The organism is Tessaracoccus yangjingae (assembly GCF_054483935.1).
The window spans coordinates 1,113,326-1,131,951 of record NZ_CM137014.1 but is presented as its reverse complement, the minus strand read 5'-3'; the positions used below and the strand labels follow the sequence as shown (position 1 = coordinate 1,131,951).

The 18,626-nt window shown below is 70.3% G+C and carries 20 protein-coding genes; 7 read left to right on the top strand and 13 right to left on the bottom strand.

The features are described 5' to 3' along the window. Nucleotides 1-20: 20 nt before the first annotated feature. Complete coding sequence (locus ACX1D3_RS04705) at nt 21-875, bottom strand: alpha/beta fold hydrolase (RefSeq protein WP_458995828.1); 855 nt, start codon at nt 873-875, stop codon at nt 21-23. A 270-nt stretch (nt 876-1,145) separates the two neighbouring features. On the opposite strand from ACX1D3_RS04705, the gene chvE reads away from it, so the two are divergent. Together chvE and ACX1D3_RS04695 are read left to right on the top strand one after the other, a co-directional pair. Beyond that, nucleotides 1,146-2,300, top strand: coding sequence for a multiple monosaccharide ABC transporter substrate-binding protein (chvE, locus tag ACX1D3_RS04700; RefSeq protein WP_458995827.1), 1,155 nt, complete (start codon nt 1,146-1,148; stop codon nt 2,298-2,300). A 109-nt stretch (nt 2,301-2,409) separates the two neighbouring features. After that, nucleotides 2,410-3,702 carry a glycosyltransferase 87 family protein gene (locus tag ACX1D3_RS04695; protein ID WP_458995826.1) on the top strand — a complete coding sequence of 431 codons (1,293 nt, stop codon included), beginning with the start codon at nt 2,410-2,412 and terminating at the stop codon, nt 3,700-3,702. Here the strand turns inward: ACX1D3_RS04695 and ACX1D3_RS04690 are convergent. After that, complete coding sequence (locus ACX1D3_RS04690) at nt 3,692-4,993, bottom strand: glycosyltransferase (protein ID WP_458995825.1); 1,302 nt, start codon at nt 4,991-4,993, stop codon at nt 3,692-3,694. The genes ACX1D3_RS04695 and ACX1D3_RS04690 overlap by 11 nt on opposite strands. Before the next feature lie 45 nt (nt 4,994-5,038). On the opposite strand from ACX1D3_RS04690, the gene ACX1D3_RS04685 reads away from it, so the two are divergent. From ACX1D3_RS04685 to ACX1D3_RS04670, 4 genes are all read left to right on the top strand, one after another. Then, nucleotides 5,039-6,067, top strand: a complete 1,029-nt coding sequence (locus ACX1D3_RS04685) for a GNAT family N-acetyltransferase (RefSeq protein ID WP_458995824.1) — start codon at nt 5,039-5,041, stop codon at nt 6,065-6,067. Nucleotides 6,068-6,238: 171 nt separating this feature from the next. Further along, nucleotides 6,239-6,592 carry an ArsR/SmtB family transcription factor gene (locus ACX1D3_RS04680; protein ID WP_458995823.1) on the top strand — a complete coding sequence of 118 codons (354 nt, stop codon included), beginning with the start codon at nt 6,239-6,241 and terminating at the stop codon, nt 6,590-6,592. A 2-nt stretch (nt 6,593-6,594) separates the two neighbouring features. Then, nucleotides 6,595-7,089 (top strand): SRPBCC family protein, encoded by a 495-nt coding sequence (locus tag ACX1D3_RS04675; RefSeq protein ID WP_458995822.1) that lies wholly within the window; start codon nt 6,595-6,597, stop codon nt 7,087-7,089. 78 nt (nt 7,090-7,167) lie between these two features. Further along, nucleotides 7,168-9,498 carry an ATP-binding cassette domain-containing protein gene (locus ACX1D3_RS04670; protein WP_458996483.1) on the top strand — a complete coding sequence of 777 codons (2,331 nt, stop codon included), beginning with the start codon at nt 7,168-7,170 and terminating at the stop codon, nt 9,496-9,498. Nucleotides 9,499-9,531: 33 nt separating this feature from the next. Here the strand turns inward: ACX1D3_RS04670 and ACX1D3_RS04665 are convergent, their stop codons facing one another. The 11 genes from ACX1D3_RS04665 to ACX1D3_RS04615 form a co-directional block, all read right to left on the bottom strand. Further along, nucleotides 9,532-10,557, bottom strand: a complete 1,026-nt coding sequence (locus tag ACX1D3_RS04665) for a Gfo/Idh/MocA family protein (protein ID WP_458995821.1) — start codon at nt 10,555-10,557, stop codon at nt 9,532-9,534. A gap of 450 nt (nt 10,558-11,007) precedes the next feature. Then, nucleotides 11,008-11,904: an oxygenase MpaB family protein gene (locus ACX1D3_RS04660; protein ID WP_458995820.1), complete on the bottom strand. Its 897-nt coding sequence runs from the start codon at nt 11,902-11,904 to the stop codon at nt 11,008-11,010. Nucleotides 11,905-11,954: 50 nt separating this feature from the next. Beyond that, nucleotides 11,955-12,137 (bottom strand): hypothetical protein, encoded by a 183-nt coding sequence (locus ACX1D3_RS04655; RefSeq protein WP_458995819.1) that lies wholly within the window; start codon nt 12,135-12,137, stop codon nt 11,955-11,957. A gap of 91 nt (nt 12,138-12,228) precedes the next feature. Further along, a complete protein-coding gene (rplI, locus tag ACX1D3_RS04650; protein WP_458995818.1) occupies nt 12,229-12,675 on the bottom strand; it encodes a 50S ribosomal protein L9 in 447 nt (148 codons plus the stop codon). A 17-nt stretch (nt 12,676-12,692) separates the two neighbouring features. Then, complete coding sequence (rpsR, locus tag ACX1D3_RS04645; RefSeq protein ID WP_182781363.1) at nt 12,693-12,932, bottom strand: 30S ribosomal protein S18; 240 nt, start codon at nt 12,930-12,932, stop codon at nt 12,693-12,695. A gap of 99 nt (nt 12,933-13,031) precedes the next feature. Next, a complete protein-coding gene (locus ACX1D3_RS04640; RefSeq protein ID WP_458995817.1) occupies nt 13,032-13,565 on the bottom strand; it encodes a single-stranded DNA-binding protein in 534 nt (177 codons plus the stop codon). A 152-nt stretch (nt 13,566-13,717) separates the two neighbouring features. Beyond that, a complete protein-coding gene (rpsF, locus tag ACX1D3_RS04635; RefSeq protein WP_458995816.1) occupies nt 13,718-14,005 on the bottom strand; it encodes a 30S ribosomal protein S6 in 288 nt (95 codons plus the stop codon). Nucleotides 14,006-14,296: 291 nt separating this feature from the next. After that, the gene (locus tag ACX1D3_RS04630) at nt 14,297-15,043 is read right to left on the bottom strand and encodes an SGNH/GDSL hydrolase family protein (protein WP_458995815.1); all 747 of its coding nucleotides are present in this window, start codon (nt 15,041-15,043) and stop codon (nt 14,297-14,299) included. Between the two features lies 1 nt (nt 15,044). After that, complete coding sequence (locus tag ACX1D3_RS04625; RefSeq protein WP_458995814.1) at nt 15,045-15,422, bottom strand: rhodanese-like domain-containing protein; 378 nt, start codon at nt 15,420-15,422, stop codon at nt 15,045-15,047. A gap of 46 nt (nt 15,423-15,468) precedes the next feature. Beyond that, the gene (locus ACX1D3_RS04620) at nt 15,469-15,747 is read right to left on the bottom strand and encodes a hypothetical protein (RefSeq protein ID WP_458995813.1); all 279 of its coding nucleotides are present in this window, start codon (nt 15,745-15,747) and stop codon (nt 15,469-15,471) included. A gap of 50 nt (nt 15,748-15,797) precedes the next feature. Next, the gene (locus tag ACX1D3_RS04615; RefSeq protein ID WP_458995812.1) at nt 15,798-17,585 is read right to left on the bottom strand and encodes an AMP-dependent synthetase/ligase; all 1,788 of its coding nucleotides are present in this window, start codon (nt 17,583-17,585) and stop codon (nt 15,798-15,800) included. A 123-nt stretch (nt 17,586-17,708) separates the two neighbouring features. Here ACX1D3_RS04615 and ACX1D3_RS04610 point away from each other — a divergent pair, with 123 nt between their 5' ends. Next, nucleotides 17,709-18,503 carry a deoxyribonuclease IV gene (locus tag ACX1D3_RS04610; protein ID WP_458995811.1) on the top strand — a complete coding sequence of 265 codons (795 nt, stop codon included), beginning with the start codon at nt 17,709-17,711 and terminating at the stop codon, nt 18,501-18,503. The last annotated feature ends 123 nt before the right edge of the window (nt 18,504-18,626 follow it).

Genomic DNA, 18,626 nt, shown 5'->3' with positions numbered 1-18,626 from the left:
GATCCTCGGATCGGGCGGGCTCAGGTGCCGGCGGGGTCCGTGACGCCCATTCGCTGGAGGATCTCCGCGGCCACCAGCTCGGACCGCCTCTCCGGCAACCAGTGGCCCGCGTCCAGCTCGACGAACCGGTACTCACCGGTGCAGTGGGCGGCCGTGGCCTCGGCGGCGGCGCGCCCCAGGTAGGGGTCGCGGTTGCCCCACACGTAGGTGGTGGGGACGGTCACCGGGGTGTCGAGCTTCAGCGCGTCGGGGCCGGCCGGGGCGAAGAGGCCGCGGTACGGGCCGATCATCCCGCGCACCGCCTCGGAGTCGGTCATCTGCGCCGCGTAGGTGGCCGCGAGGTCCTCGGGCACCCCCAGTCGCCCGAGGCCGTCCTTCCGCACCAGCCGCGACAGCTGCCGCTCCGGCAGCACCGGCAGCTGCATGGCGAGCATGTACCAGCTCTTCAGCCCCTGCCCGGAGCGCAGCACCGCCCGACGGATGGCCGCGGGATGCGGCGTCGACAGCACCGTCAGGCTGCGAACCCGCCGGGGATCGGCCATCGCCGACGCCCACGCGATGCCTCCTCCCCAGTCGTGACCGACAACGTGTGCCGCGTCGACGCCGGCCTGGCCGAGTAGCGCGAAGACGTCGCCGACGAGCCGTTCGATCCGGTATGCCCGACGACCGGCCGGCCGCGCGCCCGCCGTGTAGCCGCGCAACGCGGGCGCCAGCGTGCGGATGCCCGCCTCGTGCAGCAGGGGCACCACCGCGTCCCACGCGGCAGGCGACTGTGGGAACCCGTGCAGCAGCACGACGGTGCGGTCGGCATCGGCCCGACGGGGGCCCGCGTCGCGCACATCGAAGCTCAGTCCGTCATTGGTGAACGTCTCCATGGCGCCAAGTCTCCCCTGCCGGAGTCCCGGGGATGTCGATGCGCAACGAAAAGCCGTTTCACGAGGGAGGAGAGATTGTTATTGAACTGCAACTAAATGGCCGACTCCGTGCCTTGACACCACTTCCGAGGCCCACCAGTATTTTGTACTGGAGAGAGACAAAGTTGTCGAACGCATCACCCGGGCCCTCAGACCTGTCATGCGCATCTCGCTTCACAGGCACTGGAGACCCGGTTCACCCGGACCCCATGACGTTCTCAGGAGGAACGAATGAAGATCAACCACCTCATGACCGCGGCCGCGGGCATGGTCCTGGCTCTCGCCCTCACCGCATGCGGTGGCGGCGGCGCGGGCACCAGCGCCGCGCCCACAACCTCCACCGGAGCTGAGAGCTCCAGCGCGAGCGCGCCCGCGGGCGAGGCCGGCGGCTCCGTCGGCGTGTCGATGCCCACCCAGACCACTGAGCGCTGGATCGCCGACGGCGAAGCCGTCAAGTCCCAGCTCGAAGAGGTTGGCTTCGACGTGGACCTCCAGTTCGCCAACGACGACATCCCCACCCAGTCCCAGCAGATCGACCAGATGATCACCCAGGGCGTCAAGGTCCTCATCATCGCCGCCATCGACGGCACCGCTCTGGCCCCGCAGCTCGAGACGGCCGCCGCGCAGGGCATCAAGATCATCTCCTACGACCGCCTGATCCGCGACAGCGCCAACGTGGACTTCTACGTCTCGTTCGACAACTTCAAGGTCGGCGTCGCGCAGGGCCAGTCCCTCATCGACGGCCTCGCGGCCCGCGGCGAAGGCCCGTTCAACGTCGAGCTCTTCGCCGGCTCGCTGGACGACAACAACGCGCACTTCTTCTTCGACGGCGCCATGAGCGTCATCCAGCCCAAGATCGACGACGGCACCTTCGTCGTGGTCTCCGGCCAGACCGCCATCGAGCAGGCCGCGACCCTCGGCTGGCAGCAGGAGACCGCGCAGAAGCGCATGGAGGACCTCCTCACCGCCAACTACCAGGACAAGAAGGTCGACGGCGTGCTCTCCGCCAACGACGGCCTCGCGCGCGGCATCATCACCGCCCTGCAGAACAACGGCTACTCCGGCACCGTCGCCGACACCTTCCCGATCATCACCGGCCAGGACGCCGAGATCGCCTCCACCAAGCTGATCCAGGACGGCATCCAGTACTCGACCATCTTCAAGGACACCCGGCTGCTGGCCGAGCAGGCCGTCACCGCCGCCCAGGCGCTGCTGGCCGGCGAGGAGCCCGAGGCCAACAACACGACCGACTACGACAACGGCGTGAAGGTCGTCCCGTCCTACCTCCTCGACGTGGTCACGGTCACGCAGGACAACCTCACCGAGGCACTCGTCGACACCGGCTACTGGACCCAGGAGGAGATCGACGCAGGCGTCCTCTCCTGATCGACCAGCCCCCAGTGGCCCGGCTCCCCCAGGGGGCCGGGCCACCGTCGTCCGACGTGTCCCTCGGCCAGATTCTCACGGCACGCGCGCGGGCCCATACGATGGCCGGGTGACCACTCGCCCGACGACGCGCCCAGCCGCAGCATGGCTCGGGGTCCTGATGATCGTCGCGGCGGTGGCGATCTCCGCCTACGCCGTCGTCTACGGCAGGCCGGGCGAGGTGCCGTTCCTCCCCGAGACGTTCAAGCTCACGCCGCCGTACCGGATCGACCTCGACGTCTACCGCCTCGGCGCCGAGACGCTGCTGCGCGGCGGAGACCTCTACGGCACGCTCCCGGACACGGAGATCGGCGCCAACCTGCCATTCACCTACCCGCCCATCGCGGCCATGCTGTTCGTCCCGCTCGCGCTGCTGACTATGCGCGACGCCAACCTCCTCTTCTCCTTCGGCACGCTCGGGCTGCTGGTCCTGGTCCTCATCCTCGTACTGCGTGAGTTCACCCGGCTCCGCGGTCGGGACCTGATCCTGGCGGGCCTGGCGGCGGGGGCCATCGGCTTCTGGCTCGGCCCCGTGCGCGAGTCGGTGGAGTTCGGCCAGGTCAACGTGGCCCTCATGGCGCTGATCGTGGTCGACGTCGTCGTCGGGCGCGGGAAGCCGTGGCAGGGCGTGCTGACGGGCCTCGCGATGGCCATCAAGCTCACCCCCGCCGTCTTCCTGGCCTACTTCCTCGTCAAGCGGGAGTGGCGCGCGCTCATCACGGCCGCGGTGTCCGCCCTGCTGTTCACCGCCCTGGGGTTCCTCGTGGCATGGGAGCACTCCCTCACCTACTGGACCGGCACCATCACGGATCCCGACCGGATCGGCGGCCTGTCCTACGTCTCGAACCAGTCGATCAACGGCGTGCTTCTGCGGCTCGGCCTCACCGACGGCGCGGCCACCATCACCTGGTTCCTGCTCTCGGCGGTGCTGGGGCTGTCGCTGCTGGCCCTGATGGCCCGCCTGTTCAGCCGGGGCCACGGGTTCGCGGCGGCGCTCACGATGGGCTTCTACGCACTCCTCGCCTCGCCGGTGTCGTGGTCGCACCACTGGGTGTGGGCCGGGCCCGCGATCCTGCTGCTGCTGATCTGGGCGCGGCGCACCGGAAGCCCGGGCGCCTGGGCCCTGGCCGGGAGCGGGCTGCTGATCTTCATCACCCGGCTCATCTGGGACCTCCCCGACGAGGACGCCCTCCAAGGGCTGGGCTGGACCTGGCAGCAGCATCTCGTCGGCAACGCGCAGGCCGTCTGGGGGCTGGCGTTCCTCGCCTTCCTCGCGTTCGGCGCGCCCACCCGGGGCGAGGCCCCCGCCATGGACGAGGTCGTCCCGGACCAGCGGCCCGGCCTCACGGGCGCTACCCGATAAGGCCGGTCCGCTCCATCGCCTCGACCGTCCTGGTCACTCCGTCCTCGCCGCGCACGACCGCCCCCACCTCGGCGGCGCGGGCGCGGTAGCGCGGCGCCTCGGGGCCCTCGACCAGGTCGCTGATCAGCCGCGCCAGCCGCTGCGCGTCAAGGCGGCGGAACGGCACCGGCGCCGGCCCCACCCCCAGCGCCGCGAGCCGCTCCCCGTGGTACGGCTGATCGACCCCGAAGGGCACCGCCACCGACGGCCGCCCGGACCGCAGCCCGGTGTGCGTGCTGCCGGCGCCGCCGTGGTGGACCACGCCGGCCGTGTGCGGGAACAACGCCTCGAAGGGCACGTCGGAGACCGAATACACCCGGCCATCCGCCGAGCCCACGTGCGCGAGGGTCGGCGCCAAGGTCACGATCCGCCTCCCGGACATCCGCGACGCCTCGGCGAGGAGCGCCAGCCCCCTGTCGCCGGTCGTCGAGGCGAGGCTCCCGGCGCCCACGAAGACCGGCGGGGCGCCCTCTGCCAGGAAGGCTGCGAGGTCCTCCGGGAGGGGGGTGTCGCCGTCGGGTGGATCGAGGTACCCCGTCTGGTGCGCAGACGGCGGGAGATCCGGCGGCGGTGGGGCAAGGGTCGGGCTGGCCGCGACGATCACCGGGTGCCTGTCCAGCGCGGCGACGACGGGCTCGGACCCTGCGAAGGGGCCGAGCCGGCCCCGCCCCCCGGTCCGGCGGTCCGCCGCCGCTCCACGCCCCACCCGCCTCCGGACCCCTGCCGCGAGCGGGGCACCCAGCGAGGCCGCGACACTCCAGCTCAACCCGGTCCCCCACCGGTTGTACGCGTCCCAGGGCCCGAACCAGCGCGCGAAGCAGTGGCTTTCGCGGTGGAGCGTGGGCAGCTGGGCGGTGAACAGCATCGTCGCCGCCCGGCCCCCCAGGCCCTCGGCGGCGGCCACCGCGGCTCCCGCTCCCAGGATCCCGCCCAGCACCGAGTCTCCCGGGCGCGCGGCCGCGAGCACCGCGTCGGCCACCGGCCCCGCCACCTCGGAGACCCAGCGGCGCAGCAGCAATCCCTGGCCGGCCACCGTCCCGGCCACGCGGGGGTGGCGACCTGCCATCTCCAGCGCCGACGCGAGATCCGCCCGGACGGGCACCGCCTCCGCCCCGTACCGCCCCGCGAGGTCTGCGTACTCCTCCAGCGCAACCACGCGCGCGTCCACCCCCCGGCGCGCCAGCGCACCGCCCAGCACCGCCATCGGCTGCACGTCCCCGCGCGAGCCCAGCCCGATCAAGACCACCGCCATCGCCGCCTCCTGCCCCCAACCGTATGCGCGCGTAGCGTGGGCACCATGCCCGCAGACGACGCCGCCCTCCGCCACCTGGCACGGACTCACCTCCGGACGGACCGGCTGCGGCTCGACCCCCTGACGGTCGGCGACGCCCCCGCCATGGCCGTGGTCCTCGCGGATCCGGCGCTCCACCGCTACACGGGCGACCGTCCGCCCTCCGTCGAGGAGCTTGAGCGCCGCTACCGGGCGCAGGAGGCCGGGCCGCCCCCTCCGTCGACGGACGTGTGGGGCAACTGGGCGGTGCGGCTGGCCGACGGGACCGTCGTGGGGTTCGTGCAGGCCACCGTCGACCCGCCGGCCGCCGCGACACTCGCGTGGGTGATCGGCATCCCCGGCCAGGGCCGCGGGTACGCCACGGAGGCCATGCGGGTCCTGGTGCGCGGGTTGCGCGCCGCCGGCATCCTTCGGCTCTCGGCGTTCATCCACCCCCGAAACGCCTCGTCCCGGCGCCTCGCGCAGAAGCTCGGACTCGCCATGCCCGGCCCGCACCACCCGTTCGACGGCGAGGACGAGTGGGTCTGGGACGCGCGCTCGCCCGTCCCCATGGCGGATCGGCTGGTCTTCCGACGGATGGGCGAGGCCGACCTCGACGACATGGCCGCGCTCCTCGGGGATCCGGAGGTCATGGCCTACTACCCGCGCCCCAAGACCCGTGAGGAGGCGGCCGGGTGGATCGAGTGGAACGAGCGCAACTACGCCCGTGACGGGCTGGGGCTGTGGACCATCACCACCCCCGACGGCGGCTTCGTGGGCGACTGCGGGCTCACCTGGCAGCTCATCGACGGCCGGGAGGAGCTCGAGGTGGGCTACCACGTGGTGCCGAGGCTACAGGGTCGCGGACTGGCGACGGAGGCGGCGGCCGCCAGCCGCGACCTGGCCCGCTCGCTGGGCCACCGTCACCTGATCGCGATCATCCACCCGGCCAACGCGGCCTCCCAGAGGGTCGCGGAGAAGGTGGGGCTCGTCCTCGACCGCGAGACGCTCAGCCGCACGGGCCTCTCCGTCCGCGTCTACGCGGCCGACCTCTGAGGGGCGCCCACCGGCTGCCCCTGCACCACTCCGGGCGCCACAGCGGCTGCAGGAATCTACCCATACGGCGGCATCCGCGCATATGCCGAGATGTCGCTGCATGGGTAGATTCCTGCAGCCCGTCCCGCCAGACCCTTGACAACATATAACCATTCGGTTGAATATAGGGCTATGACGGTGATCGAGGAGGAACGGGCAGACGCCCTGTTCCACGCGCTCGCGGACCGGACACGCCGCGACATCCTGCGTCGCGTCCTTGCCGGCGAGCAGTCGATCACGTCCCTGGCTGCGCACTACGACATGAGCTTCGCCGCCGTCCACAAGCACATCACGGTGCTCGAAAGGTCCGCGCTCGTCTCGCGTCGCCGGCAGGGGCGCGAGTCCCTCGCCAGCGGCAACGTCGAGGCGGTGCGCTCGGTGGGCAGCATGCTCACCGAACTCGAAGGCATCTGGCGCGGCCGCGTGGCCCGCATCGACGATCTCCTCGCCGACACACCACCCACCCCCACCACACCCCAGGAGTGACCATGCCAGTCATCGACGTCCAGAAGTACCTGGACCAACGCCGCCTGACCATGACCGCGGAGTTCGCGGCCCCCGTCGAACGCCTGTGGCAGCTCTACTCGGACCCCCGGCAGCTCGAGAAGGTCTGGGGCCCGCCCACCCACCCGGCCACATTCGTGGACCACGCCCTCACCCCCGGGGGCCGGACCACCTACTTCATGACCGGCCCGGACGGGGAGAAGTACTACGGCTACTGGGACGTGACCGACGTCCAGGAGCTCAGCAGCTTCACCTTCGCCGACGGGTTCGCCAACGAGGACTTCACGCCGGACGAGTCGCTGCCGGTGGGGATCAACACCTACTCGTTCACCAGCCACGACGGCGGCACCCGCGTGGTCTACGACTCGGTGTACGCCACCGTCGAGGGCCTGCAGCAGGTGCTCGACATGGGCATGATCGAGGGCGCCACCGGCGCCATCAACCAGATCGACGCGTTCCTCGCCGCCGATCATCAGTGACCGGCTCTGGTCAACGGCGCTTGTGAGTGGCAGGATCGCGCGGTGAGCACAGCAGCGCATCCGGCAGACAGCCACGACATGATCCGCGTCCAGGGCGCCCGCGAGAACAACCTCAAGGACATCGACGTCGAGCTCCCGAAGCGCCGGCTGACCGTGTTCACCGGCGTCTCGGGGTCCGGCAAGAGCTCCCTGGTGTTCAGCACCATCGCCGCCGAGTCCCAGCGGATGATCAACGAGACCTACAGCGCGTTCGTGCAGGGCTTCATGCCCACGCTGTCGCGGCCGGACGTGGACCACCTCGACGGCCTGACCACGGCCATCATCGTGGACCAGGAGCGGATGGGCGCCAACGTGCGCTCCACCGTCGGCACGGTCACCGACGCCAACGCCCTGCTGCGGATCCTGTTCAGCAAGCTGGGTCAGCCGCACATCGGCTCGCCGCAGGCCTACTCGTTCAACGTGCCCTCGGTGACGGGCTCGGGAATGATCAAGACGGAGAAGGCGGGGCGCGTCCAGAAGGAGGCGAAGACCTACACCCTCGTCGGCGGCATGTGCCCCCGCTGCGAGGGCAAGGGCAACGTCTCCGACATCGACCTCACCCAGCTCTACGACGAGAACAAATCGCTGAGCGGCGGCGCGCTCACCATCCCCGGCTACAGCACCGACGGGTGGTACGTGCGGATCTTCTCCCAGTCGGGCTTCCTCGACGGCGACAAGCGGATCAAGGACTACTCCAAGCGAGAGCTCGACGATCTGCTCTACAAGCCGCCCACCAAGATCAAGATCGACAACATGAACCTCACCTACGAGGGGCTGGTGCCGAAGATCCAGAAGTCCTTCCTGGCCAAGGACCCGGACGCGATGCAGCCGCACATCCGCGCATTCGTCGAGCGGGCCGTGAAGTTCGACACCTGCCCCGAGTGCGCGGGCACGCGGCTGTCCGAGGGGGCCCGCAAGTCGAGGATCGACGGCGTGAGCATCGCCGACGCGTGCGCCATGCAGCTCACAGACCTCGCCGCCTGGATCCGCGGGCTCGACAAGCCGTCCGCCGCGCCACTGCTGAGGAATCTGCAGCACCTCCTCGACTCGTTCGTCGAGATCGGGCTGGGATACCTCTCGCTGGAGCGCCCGTCCGGCACGCTGTCGGGAGGCGAGGCGCAGCGGGTGAAGATGATCCGGCATCTCGGGTCGTCGCTGACGGACGTCACCTACGTGTTCGACGAGCCCACCATCGGCCTCCACCCGCACGACATCGAGCGCATGAACACGCTGCTGATCTCGCTGCGGGACAAGGGCAACACGGTGCTCGTGGTGGAGCACAAGCCGGAGACCATCGCCATCGCGGACCACGTCGTCGACCTGGGCCCGGGCGCGGGCACCCGGGGCGGGGAGATCTGCTTCGAGGGCACCGTCGCCGACCTCAGGGCCAGCGACACGCTCACCGGCCGCCACCTCGACGACCGTGCCCGGCTCAAGGACTCCACCCGCACCCCCACGGGGGCCCTGGAGATCCGGGGGGCGTCGACCAACAACCTCAAGGACGTCGACGTCGACATCCCGCTGGGGGTCCTCACAGTGCTGACGGGGGTGGCTGGTTCGGGCAAGAGCTCGCTGATCCACGGCTCCATGCCGGCCGACGCGGGCGCGATCTCGATCGACCAGACCGCCATCAAGGGCTCACGGCGGAGCAACCCGGCCACCTACACCGGCCTGCTCGAGCCCATCCGCAAGGCGTTCGCCAAGGCCACCGGCACCAAGCCGGCGCTCTTCAGTGCCAACTCCGAGGGCGCCTGCCCCGCCTGCAACGGCGCCGGCGTCATCTACACGGAGCTGGGCTTCATGGACACGGTGGCAACCCCCTGCGAGGAGTGCGAGGGGAAGCGATTCCAGCAGGCCGTACTCGAGTACCGCTGGGGCGGGAAGAACATCGCCGACGTGCTGGCCATGCCCGTCACCGAGGCGCTGGACTTCTTCGGCTCGGGCGAGACGAAGACCCCCGCCGCGCACGCCATCCTCGAGCGGCTCAACGACGTGGGGCTGGGCTACGTCTCACTCGGTCAGCCGCTCACCACCCTGTCCGGCGGCGAGCGGCAGCGGCTCAAGCTCGCCGTCGCCATGGCGGACAAGGGCAGCATCTACGTGCTCGACGAGCCCACCACCGGGCTCCACCTCGCGGACGTGGCGCACCTGCTGGCACTTCTGGACCGGCTGGTGGAGTCCGGGAGGTCGGTCATCGTGATCGAGCACCACCAGGCGGTGATGGCGCACGCGGACTGGATCATCGACCTCGGCCCCGGCGCCGGCCACGACGGCGGCCGCGTCGTCTTCGAGGGCACACCGGCCCAGTTGATCCAGGATCGCAGCACCCTGACTGGCAAACACCTGGCCGCCTACGTCGGCCACGCCTGAGGTCCTGCTCCGGCCTGACGTTGGGCCCTGCGGTCAACCGACGGCGACCGCCCGGCCTTCGGCATCGCTCAGCCGGGCTGCGTCGAGCACCTCAAGCGTGCGGATCGCGTCGGCGCCGGTGACCGGCATCTCCGCGTCGCCGGCGACGGCGCGGGCGAACTGGGAGTAGAAGTCCTGGTAGGCGCCCCGCGCGGACGGCATCCGCCGCTCCCCCGCTGCGGTGCGCAACACACCCCAGCGCTCCTCCGCCTCGTAGCCCCAGGCCTCACCCTCGTCGGCCGGGCGTCGCCCCGCGAAGACGGCCTGCGCCTGCACGTCGCTCATCTGCGACTCGTAGCTCCCCGCGCTCCCGTAGACCCGCAGCTCGCGCGCGACGAGGTGGTTGGCCTTGCTCGCCCGCATGGTCGAACTCACGCCCGACGTGTGGCGCAGGACGACGGAGAACCCCGCGTCGGTGCGCCCCTGGGGAAGATCGATCCAGTCCAGCTTGGCGTAGACCTGGTCCACGGGGCCGAAGAGCCAGAGCAGTTGGTCCGCCAGGTGCGTGCCGAGGTCGCGGAGGAGCCCACCCGTCGGGCCGGGGTCCAGGGTGGAGGGCTCGTCGAGGTCGAACCGTGACTCCACCCGCCACGGCGTGCCGAGCTCACCGGCGTCGAGGAGCGCCTTGAGGGTGCGCACGTCGGTGTCCCACCGTCGGTTGTGGAACACGGCCAGCGGCGCGCCGAGCCGCTCCACCTCGGCCACGAGTTCCTGAGCGGCCTGGGCGCTCGGCGCGAACGGCTTGTCCGCCACGATCGCCACGCCGCGCTCGGCCGCCTCCAGGACGAGGTCCCGCCTCGTCTCCGGCGGGGTCGTGATGGTGACGGCGTCGACGCCGGCGTCCAACAGCGCGCCCATCGAGTCGAAGACCGGGACGCCGGGGAGGTCCGTCCCCACCTCGGCCCGCCGCTGCGTGCTGCGGGTGACCACACCCGCCAGCTCAAGCCCCTCTGCCGCCTGGATGAACGGGGCGTGGAACACGCGCCCGCCCATGCCGTAGCCCACCACGCCGATCTTCATGGCGGCAGTATGCCAGCCCCCACCCTCTGGCTGAGGAGCACTGCTGGCTGAGGTGCCGCGAAGCGGCCTCCCCCGCTGGCCGAGGTGCCCCGAAACGGCCTCCCCCACTGGCCGAGGTGCCCCGAAACGGCCTCGAAGTCTATGAAACGCGAGCTGACAAGCAACGTCTCTGAGGCTTCGAGGCTCGTCGCTACGCTCCTCACACCTCAGCCAGCGGAGACCACCTCGTCGCAAGGCTCCTCACACCTCAACCAGCCGGATCAGCCTCGTCGCCCTCAGCCGGGGTGGGGAGCCTCGACTCCGCCCAGCGACCCTCCCCGCTGGCTGAGGTGCCGCGCAGCGGCCTCGAAGCCTAAGAAACGCGAGCTGACAAGTAACGTCTCTGAGGCTTCGAGGCTCGTCGCTAGGCCTCTCGCACCTCAACCAGCCGGATCGGCCTAGTCGCCCCCTTCAGCCGGGGGTGGGGAGCCTCGACTCTGCCCAGCGGCCGGAACGACTCTCCGGGGTGAGCGACCACCGCACCACCGCCGTCGCGAGCCGACCGCACGGAAGGCCCACGAACCGGTCGAACCAGCGCCCGGTGGGCAGTCCCAGCTCCCTGCGCGCCCACACCGGCAGCGTGGAGATGGCGCCGGCGGCCAGCATCCAGTAGCCGGGCCGGGCCGGCCAGGGGACGGGCGGCTGGCGGAGCAGGAAGTCGACGGTGTCGCGGGCGGCGGCGGAGACGCGCAGCTCAGGGCGGAACCGCTCCAGCGCAGCCAACAGCTCCGCCTCCGTCCGGGGGAGGTCGACGGCGCCGAGCAGCTCCCCCACCGGCGCGGCCTGGGCGACGTACGCGTCGGCCTCCTGCCGGCTGAGCGTCCTGTCGCCGAAGTGCTGGAAGCTGGCCAGGAAGCTCTGCGTCTCGGTGATGTGGACCCACTCCAGGAGATGCGGGTCAGAGGCGCGGTACGGGGTGCCGTCGTCGGTCTTGCCGCGCACCCGCTCGTGCACGGACCGGACCCGTTCGATGAGCGCCAAGGCAGAAGGGATGGGCCCATATGTGGTGGTGGCAATGAACTCTGAGGTGCGCTGCAGCCTGCCCCACGGGTCGGATCGGTAGCCGGAGTGCCCCGCGACGCCGGCCATGGCCGCGGGGTGGAGGGTCTGGAGGAGCAGGGACCGGATCCCTCCGGCGTACATGGCTGCGTCGCCGTTGACGTGCCAGATCACATCGTCCGGGGTGTGCCAACGGTCGCCGTCGACCTGCCAGATGTGGAACGCCTTCTCATCGGCGTCCTCGCCGGCCACGCGGCTGCGCAGCGTGCGGCCGAGCAGGAGACGGAGGCGCTCGAACGGGCTCTGCATGTGATCGAGGATACGACCGTACCAAGCACGCCTCGTCGGGGACGGCCGGCTCAGTGGGCCTCACCCGCGGGCGAGGGATCCCGCTCGGCGGGCGCCGTGCGTTCGTTGAGCTCGATCCATGAGCTGTCACAGCCTGGGCAGCGGTAGACGGGCGCGCCCTCCACCCGCTCGTCGGTCTCGACGGTGCCGCACGCGTCCTGGCACGGCCAGGTGGTGAGGAAACGGGCGCTCATGCGTCCAGCCTAGGCGATGGGCGCCGGCGCCCCCGGGGACGGCAAAGGGCCCCGGCGTAAGCCGGGGCCCTCAGGTGCTCGATGCCTCAGATCACTGGGCGACGACCGCGAACGGGACGTGCGCGGTGACGGCCGAGTGCAGCTTGACTGCAGCGGTGTGCGAACCGACGGACTTGACCGGCTTCGCGAACGAGACCGTCCGCTTGTCGATCGTGGGGCCGCCGGCCTTCTTGACGGCCACGGCCACGTCGCTCGCGGTGACGGCGCCGAACAGGTGACCCTGCTCGGACACGCGCGCCGCGACGGACACGGTCAGGGCCTCGAGCTGCGCGCGCAGCTCCTGGGCGTGCTCGACGCCACGCACCTCGCGGGCGTCGCGCGCCCGCTTGATGCCGTCGATCTGCTTCTCGGTGCCACGGGTCCAGCGGATCGCCTTGCCCTGGGGCAGCAGGAAGTTCCGGCCGTAGCCGTCCTTCACCTCGACGACGTCGCCGGCGATGCCGAGCTTGTCAACAGTGCTGGTCAGAATGAGCTTCATAGTGATGTCCCTTCCGATCAGCGAGCGGTCGACGCGTAGGGCAGCAGGGCCACCTCACGCGCGTTCTTGACGGCGATGGCAACCTTGCGCTGATCCTGGACCGACAGCCCAGTGACGCGACGCGCACGGATCTTCCCACGCTCAGAGATGAACTTCTTGAGCAGGTTGACGTCCTTGTAGTCGACGTTGGCGACCCGGGTCTTCTTTACCGGAAGGATCTTCTTCTTGTTCACAGGCTTGCGCTGTGGACCGGCCATTGTGGTGCTCTCCTTGATTCTCGGGCGCGACGCCCGTGAAAGCCCGTCTTGCGACGGAATGTGCCAGCTAGCCCTGGAGGGCTAGATAAGCGTGATGGATCAGAACGGGGGCTCTTCCGGCTGTGACTGCTGCCACGGGTCGTTCCCGCCGCGGTTGCCGCCGGACCCGCCGGAGCTGGACCACGGATCGGACTGCTGTCCGCCGCCGCCACCGCCGCCGGTGTTCCCGCCCTGATTGCCCTGCCAGTTACCGCCACCGCCGCCGCCACCCTGAGTGCGGGTGACCTTGGCCGTCGCGTAGCGGAGGGCCGGACCGACCTCGTCGACATCAATCTCGAACACGGTGCGCTTCTCGCCCTCGCGGGTCTCGTAGCTGCGCGCCTTCAACCGGCCCGAGACGATGACGCGGGTGCCCTTGGAAAGGGACTCGGCCACGTTCTCGGCGTATTGGCGCCACACCGAACAGTTGAGGAACATGGCGTCGCCGTCCTTCCACTCGTTCGTCTGACGATCGAACGTGCGGGGGGTCGACGCGACGGTGAAGTTCGCGACAGCGGCCCCGTTGGGCGTGAAGCGGAGCTCCGGATCGGCGGTGAGATTGCCGATGACCGTGATGGTGGTTTCGCCTGCCATGTGTGTTGTGCCTTCCGAATCGGACTTGGGTAGCCTCTGCGACCACCTTACGGCGCCGCTCCGACAAGTGGGAGCGATGGCCGCTCGGTGCTGGCCTCACTGTGGGCCGGAAGCCTCACGATTTGCCAGTCAGCGCCGAGGCTGTGGATAACTCAGTCCTCGCGACGCAGCACCTTGGTGCGCACGATCCGCTCGTCGATGGTCATCAGACGATCCATCTCGGACACGATCGCGGGCTCCGCGGAGATCTGCAGCACGGCGTAGATCGCTTCGGACTTCTTGTTGATGTCGTACGCGAGACGACGACGACCCCAGATGTCGGTGTTGTCGACGCTTCCACCACCCTTGGTGATGACTTCGAGATGCTTCTCTACGAGAGCGGGAACCTGGCGCTCATCGACATCGGAATCGATCAGAACCATGACTTCGTACTTACGCATGCTCAGCCCCACCTCCTTCGGACTAACGGCCACGGGTCTGTCCCGCAGCAGGAGGGCATGACTGACATAGGTGTCAGCCGACGGCCAAGGTTACCCGTCGCCGCGCCGGCGGGGAAATCCCCGGTGCCGCGGGGTGCGACGGTCGGCCACAGCCGCCCGCGCGGAGTGTGCGTTGAGCCGATGGATGGGTTCGCGGCGCCGTCCCCGCGTGGGCTGAGCGTGGGTCCCGCCGCGAACCCATCCATCGGCTCAAACCCACCAAGCCTCCACCACCCCCTCGGGTGTCCGGTGTCAGTCTGCGCGGAGCAGGTCGAGGCGGCCGCTGGCGACGATGGCGGCCCAGAACGTCTCGGCCCACCCCTCGTAGCCGCGGTCGTTGGGGTGGAAGAAGTCACCCGCCGTGTGCCGGTGGTAGCCCAGCACCCCCGTCTCCCGCGACGTGCGGTGGAGCGGGACGAGATGGTGGCCGTGGCGCTCGACGAGCGCGGCCGCCAGCACCGACATGCGCTGCGACTGCCCGGCCAGCACGGGCACCATGAACCAGGGGACGTCCGCGACGAAGCTCCCCTCCGGTAGCGCCGCCAGGATCTGGTCCAGGCTGCGTTCGAACGTCGCCGAGTTGTGGCCGGGATAGATGACGTCGTTGCCGCCGATGTCCAAGGTGATGAGGTCCGGCGCGAAGTCCAGGGCCGCGTACTGCGGGAGCTGGTCACGCACCACGTCGTCGCTGGTGGCGCCCGAGACCGACAGGTTGGTGACCAGCACCTCGCGCCCGGTGGCCTCACGCAGCCTGTCCGCGACCCTCGGCACGTACCCGCGGCTGACTGCCGTGGCCCCGACGCCCTGGGCAGCCGAATCCCCCAGCGCCACGTAGTGCAAGGCTCCGGCAGTGACCGAGGGCCGGTCGCCCCAGTGCCGGCCGTAGTCCTCGACGTGCCGGTTGATCGTCTGCCGACCCTCGAGCCAGCGGGTGAGCAGGGCCGACGCGGTGGCGCCGGCCAGCACACCACCCGCGAACGGGAGGCCCCACAGGGCCATCTCAGCGCCTCCGTCGATACGGTCCGGGAAGCACCGGGTTGCCGTCCTTGGCCCAGGCGCGCAGGCCACCCGCCAACGACTCCGCCAGCAGGCCCTTGGACCGGAGCTCGGCCGCGGCGATCGAGGACCGCAGCCCGTTGTCGCACATGACGATCACCGCGCCGTCGCGGTCCGCGAGCGGGTCGTCGCCGTGGATGGCGTCGAGCGGGTTCTCGTGGAGGTCCTTCGGGTCCACGGGGCGCGCGCCCGGCGCGTGCCCGGCCTCGTACTCCACAGGCGTGCGCACGTCGATCAGCACGGCGCCCTTGCTCAGCGCCATGAGCGTCTCCTCGACGCTCAGGCCCGGCGATCTCTTCCCGAGGAAGTCAAGCAGTCCCATGCGTCAATCGTCCTCCCTCGGCGTCGGGCCGCCAAGTCCGACGGCCTCACAGGATGCCGAACATCACCAGCCCGACGGCGCCCGCCACGGCGCTGAGCCCCAATCCGAGCAGCAGATAGCCGGCCCACCGCTTCCGCGCCCACCGGCCGGTCAGCACCGGCAGCGCCAGCGCCGCGACACCCAGAGTCAGCGCCACCACACGGGTGAACATCCCCGGCCCCGTGACCTCGAAGTCGACGCCCACGCCCCCGTCGTCCGGCAGCATCGCCGTGCCGAGCAGCGCCACGATGCCCCAGGCCGCCATGGCCAACGAGACGGCTGCCATGGTCAACGCCCCCGGCCACGTGGACCACCAGGGGCGACGGTGCGTTCTCGTCACGGCTGCGCGCGCCGGGCCTCCATCCGGGCGTACATGTCGTCGACCAAGGCCTTGAACCTGGCCTCGACCGCCCGGCGGCGAACCTTCAGCGTGGGCGTGAGCAGTCCGTTGTCCATGGTGAACTCCTCGTTGAGCACCTGGGTGTCCTTGGGCCGCTCCTGGACCGGCAGCTTCGCCGTCATCTCCTCGACGCGCTTCTTCAGCTCCTCCAGCAGCTCGTTGCTGGCCAGCCAGTCGTGGATCTCACCCGGCCACGCCCTGGCCGTCGCCAGCGCCTCGACGTGCGGCAACGACGGCTTGACCAGCAGCGTCACGTACGGCCGGTTGTCCCCGAGCAGCACCGCGTGCTCGAACAGCGGATCCGCCAGGATGAGGCCCTCGATGGGTTGGGGGGCCACGTTCTTGCCGCCGAGGGTGACGATGATGTCCTTCAGCCGGTCCGTGATGGTGAGGAACCCCTCGGTGTCCACGTAGCCCACGTCGCCGGTGTGCAGCCACCCGTCGACGAGGGTCTCAGCGGTGGCCTCGGGTGCGTTCCAGTAGCCGAGCATCACGTTGGGGCCCTTGTAGAGGATCTCGCCGAGGTCGCCGATCCGCAGCTCGCCGCCCGGAAGCACCTTGCCGACCGTGCCGCCCTTGAAGTCGTCCGGCGCGTTGAACGAGATCAGCGGCGACGTCTCCGTCAGCCCGTAGCCGTTCATGATGGGGAGCCCGACGGAGGAGAAGAACTCCTCGATCTCCGGCCGCAGCGGGGCGCCGCCGCAGGCGAGCACCGCCTTCGGCCCACCGAGCGCGGCCCGTACGTTGCCCAGCACCAGCTTGTCCGCGACTTTCAGCTGCGCGCGCAGCACGGCCGACGGCGTCCGGCCGGAGCGGTAGGCGTACTGGTTGTGCCGGCCGACCTTCAGCGCCCAGGTGAAGATCTGCCGCTTGGCCGCGGAGCCCTCCACCTTGGCGTGCGCGGTGGCGTACACCGTCTCGAACAGCTTGGGCACACTGACCATGAGTGTGGGCTGGGCGAGCACCATCTGCTCGGCGACGGTCCGCGCGTTCTCCACGTAGGTGTTCATGCAGCCGTGCATGAGCACCACATAGGTCCAGGCCCGCTCCAGCGCGTGCGACAAGGGCAGGAAGCTCAGTGAGTGGTCCTCGGGCGTGATGTCGAAGAACTTGTCGAGGGCGTCGCTCTGGGTGACGAAGGCGCTGTGCTGGAGCATGACGCCCTTGGGGTTCCCGGTGGTGCCCGAGGTGTAGATGATCGATGCCAGATCATCCCCGGACGCCTCGGCGAACCTGGCCTCGACTGCTTCGGTGGGCTCGGCGAGGAAGTCGGCGTAGCTGACCACCCGCTCCGGCATGCCGGGGTAGGGCCTGAGGATCACGATGTGGGCCAGCTCCGGGAGTTCGTCGGCCACCGACAGCACCCGCTCGCACTCGCTCTGGCCACCGACGAACATGACGGTCAACCCGGAGTCCGAGGCGATGTGGCTGATCTGCTCAGGCGTGGAGGTGGCGTACAGGGGCACCGGCACCGCACGGACCGTGGCCGCCCCGAAGTCGATCTCCGACCATTCGGGCCGGTTGCCGAGGAAGATGCCGATGCGTCCGCCGGTGTCGACGTCCAGGTCGAGCAGCCCCTGTGCCACGCGGTTGAGCTTGGTCAGGAACTGGGAGTAGGTCTGGGTGACCCAGGCGTCGCCCTCGCGGATGCGCGTGGCGGTGCGGGATCCGTGCTGCGCGACGACCGCGCGGAGGCGGGTGACGACATGGTTGATCTGCGGCATGGTGAACTCCCGTGGTCGGCCTTGTGGCGCCAGCCTACTCGTCGGCGCTGCGCCGTCGGCTGGATCTGGGCCCACCCCTGGTGGAGCTGAGGAAGCGTCGGTGGGCGCCGCTAGGGTGGCCGCATGACGCTGCGATTGGGTGCCCATGTCGACTCCACAGACCCGCTGTCGGAGGCGGCCGCGCTCGGCATCGACGCGGTCCAGATCTTCCTGGGAGACCCGCAGAGCTGGAAGCAGCCGGGCGCCCTCGTCGACGGCGGAGCCCAGGCACTGAGAGCCGCGGCAGAGGCCGCCGGAGTGGGCATCGTCGTGCACGCGCCCTACGCCCTGAACGTGGCCTCCACCAACAACCGCATCCGGATCCCCTCCCGCAAGCTGCTGCAGCAGACCCTGGCCGAGGCGGCCGCCGTCGGCGCCCTCGGCGTGGTGGTGCACGGCGGCCACGTCACCGCGGACGAGGATCCAGCCACGGGGTTCGCCAACTGGCGCAAGTGCGTCGACGGCCTGGAGCTGGAGGTGCCGATCTTCATCGAGAACACCGCCGGAGGAGGCAACGCGATGACCCGCCACCTGGAGGCCATCGACAAGCTGTGGGACGCCCTCTCCGGGTCGCCGAACGCGGACCGGGTGGGATTCTGCCTCGACACCTGCCACGCCCACGCCTCCGGCCTCGGGCTCGACGGGCTGCTCGAGCGCGTGAAGGCGATCACCGGCCGGGTGGACGTGGTGCACTGCAACGACTCGCGCGACGAGGCGGGCAGCGGCGCTGACCGGCACGCGAACCTGGGGCAGGGACTCGTCGACGGCGACGCGCTGGCCTCACTCGTCCGGGAGGCGGACACCGTCACCCTGCTGGAGACCCCGGGAGGCGTCCCCGAGCGGGCGCTGGACCTGACCTGGCTCCGTCAGCGGCTGTAGGAGCCTTCAATCGGGGGTTCCGGCTGCAGAGTGCTACCTATGCGGCGGCATCTGCGTATATGCACAGATGCCGCCGCATAGGTAGCACTCTGCAGGCCAGGTGGGGGCTCGATCCCAAGCGCG

Bases quoted from the DNA above. Each gene is read 5' to 3' on its own strand.
- rpsR (WP_182781363.1), bottom strand. From the start codon at position 12,932: ATGGCCGGTCCACAGCGCAAGCCTGTGAACAAGAAGAAGATCCTTCCG.
- rpsF (WP_458995816.1), bottom strand. From the start codon at position 14,005: ATGCGTAAGTACGAAGTCATGGTTCTGATCGATTCCGATGTCGATGAG.
- ACX1D3_RS04620 (WP_458995813.1), bottom strand. From the start codon at position 15,747: ATGGCAGCCGTCTCGTTGGCCATGGCGGCCTGGGGCATCGTGGCGCTG.
- ACX1D3_RS04625 (WP_458995814.1), bottom strand. From the start codon at position 15,422: ATGGGACTGCTTGACTTCCTCGGGAAGAGATCGCCGGGCCTGAGCGTC.
- ACX1D3_RS04610 (WP_458995811.1), top strand. From the start codon at position 17,709: ATGACGCTGCGATTGGGTGCCCATGTCGACTCCACAGACCCGCTGTCG.
- ACX1D3_RS04640 (WP_458995817.1), bottom strand. From the start codon at position 13,565: ATGGCAGGCGAAACCACCATCACGGTCATCGGCAATCTCACCGCCGAT.
- ACX1D3_RS04675 (WP_458995822.1), top strand. From the start codon at position 6,595: ATGCCAGTCATCGACGTCCAGAAGTACCTGGACCAACGCCGCCTGACC.
- ACX1D3_RS04670 (WP_458996483.1), top strand. From the start codon at position 7,168: ATGATCCGCGTCCAGGGCGCCCGCGAGAACAACCTCAAGGACATCGAC.
- ACX1D3_RS04690 (WP_458995825.1), bottom strand. From the start codon at position 4,993: ATGGCGGTGGTCTTGATCGGGCTGGGCTCGCGCGGGGACGTGCAGCCG.
- chvE (WP_458995827.1), top strand. From the start codon at position 1,146: ATGAAGATCAACCACCTCATGACCGCGGCCGCGGGCATGGTCCTGGCT.
- ACX1D3_RS04665 (WP_458995821.1), bottom strand. From the start codon at position 10,557: ATGAAGATCGGCGTGGTGGGCTACGGCATGGGCGGGCGCGTGTTCCAC.
- rplI (WP_458995818.1), bottom strand. From the start codon at position 12,675: ATGAAGCTCATTCTGACCAGCACTGTTGACAAGCTCGGCATCGCCGGC.
- ACX1D3_RS04680 (WP_458995823.1), top strand. From the start codon at position 6,239: ATGACGGTGATCGAGGAGGAACGGGCAGACGCCCTGTTCCACGCGCTC.
- ACX1D3_RS04660 (WP_458995820.1), bottom strand. From the start codon at position 11,904: ATGCAGAGCCCGTTCGAGCGCCTCCGTCTCCTGCTCGGCCGCACGCTG.
- ACX1D3_RS04615 (WP_458995812.1), bottom strand. From the start codon at position 17,585: ATGCCGCAGATCAACCATGTCGTCACCCGCCTCCGCGCGGTCGTCGCG.
- ACX1D3_RS04685 (WP_458995824.1), top strand. From the start codon at position 5,039: ATGCCCGCAGACGACGCCGCCCTCCGCCACCTGGCACGGACTCACCTC.
- ACX1D3_RS04705 (WP_458995828.1), bottom strand. From the start codon at position 875: ATGGAGACGTTCACCAATGACGGACTGAGCTTCGATGTGCGCGACGCG.
- ACX1D3_RS04630 (WP_458995815.1), bottom strand. From the start codon at position 15,043: ATGGCCCTGTGGGGCCTCCCGTTCGCGGGTGGTGTGCTGGCCGGCGCC.
- ACX1D3_RS04655 (WP_458995819.1), bottom strand. From the start codon at position 12,137: ATGAGCGCCCGTTTCCTCACCACCTGGCCGTGCCAGGACGCGTGCGGC.